This is a genomic window from Salinicola sp. (genome assembly GCF_982684285.1).
Genome location: NZ_CEXLVS010000450.1, coordinates 1 through 1,427, shown reverse-complemented (window position 1 = coordinate 1,427; position 1,427 = coordinate 1). Strand labels below are relative to the sequence as shown.

The 1,427-nt window shown below is 40.9% G+C and carries 1 protein-coding gene; it reads left to right on the top strand.

Annotated elements, in window-relative coordinates:
* The first annotated feature begins 122 nt into the window (after positions 1–122).
* Positions 123–1,403 (top strand): hypothetical protein, encoded by a 1,281-nt coding sequence (locus AC3AYF_RS20960; RefSeq protein WP_487780400.1) that lies wholly within the window; start codon positions 123–125, stop codon positions 1,401–1,403.
* The last annotated feature ends 24 nt before the right edge of the window (positions 1,404–1,427 follow it).

The following is a 1,427-nucleotide window of genomic DNA, read 5'->3' as shown; positions in this document are numbered from 1 at the left end:
AGATTGCCAACCAAAATAACCGCACCCGGACAAGTCACTGACTTTGTTTATGACGCACAGGGTCGATTGATTTCTCAAACCACAAATACCTTACAGCAGTAAAAACCATTTAGGACATAAACATGGACGTAGAAAAAGGATTATTAATGACAATGCTTACTCAAGTTAACAAGATATTGCTGGTAACACTGATTTTTGTTGCCGGTTTGACTTTGACTATACCTACTCATGCGGCTGCTGATGTCGACATGCTTGCTGAGACGAGCGTGTTATTAGGCGCTCAACTGGAAGCCAGTGGTGCAAGTGAATATAAGCTGACCCATTACAATGGTGCTCAATCTGGGTGGCCAACGTTTGAATTACGCGACTATTTGCCGAATATTGCACCAGGCGAGACTATTACCATCTCACTTGATGGTCGAACTGATGCAAACAGCAATAATAAAGGAACAGACGTTGATGTAGTCACAACGGATGGTGGTTTCTTAACCGAAGTTGGTGTTCATTCGGCTGTAGCACAAGCGACAACCAACAACACTTATATTTGGCAGTATAAAAATAACTCTGGCGTTACTGTTGTTGCACCGAAGATCCGTATTCGCTTTTCAGACATTAACGATCCTAACTTTACGGCATATCTGAGTAACTTGACCTATTCCATACAGGTTGGCGATCCGGGTTATGCTGATTTACTGACTGAAATTGGACTATATAGTGCGATTTCTGTAGAAGGTTTAGGTAACGCTAGCTATAAGCTCTCTCACGATGGCAGCGATACTAACTCTCAGTTTAATATGAGAAATTACTTGCCTACTATCCAACCTGGTGAAGTATTGATTGTTAATGCTGAAGGTAGAACGGTTCCAAATACTGACGATAAAGGCACTGAGTTTGCTATAGATGGCAATTTAAAACGCTTATATGACAGTGAGTTAAAAACTTCGGACAAAGATATTTTCCAGACGGAAGAAGACCAACTGTATACCCGCGTTTATTACAACGATACGAATGAAGCAGTCTCACCGTACCAACTTAAATTCTGGTATCGAAACATTACCGATCCTAGCTTTTCAACCTACGTTAAAAACGTTGCCTATACGGTTGTTCCAAATGATGCAGATATTGATTGGGTAAAACCTTCTTCATCAATAGGCACATTTAGACGTGATGCCGCCGAGTTAGCAGATTTAGCAAAAACTAGCTTGCCAAGTGGTGCTAAGTTTAATGTAAGCAGTTGTGCAGATATCGAACTGGATCATGATTTCACCTATAAATTGTCACACCATTGTGGCAGTGGCACTTCATGGCCTCGCACGGTCATCTTGGCGTCTACCACTTGTCGCTCGAGAGTTTTATCAATTTTTGGGATGTCGATGGTGATGATTTTAAATTTAATTCTTTAGAAACTTATTTTAGTAGTGGAGAAA

Coding starts and splice junctions, on each gene's coding strand:
- AC3AYF_RS20960 (WP_487780400.1), top strand. CDS start 123: ATGGACGTAGAAAAAGGATTATTAATGACAATGCTTACTCAAGTTAAC.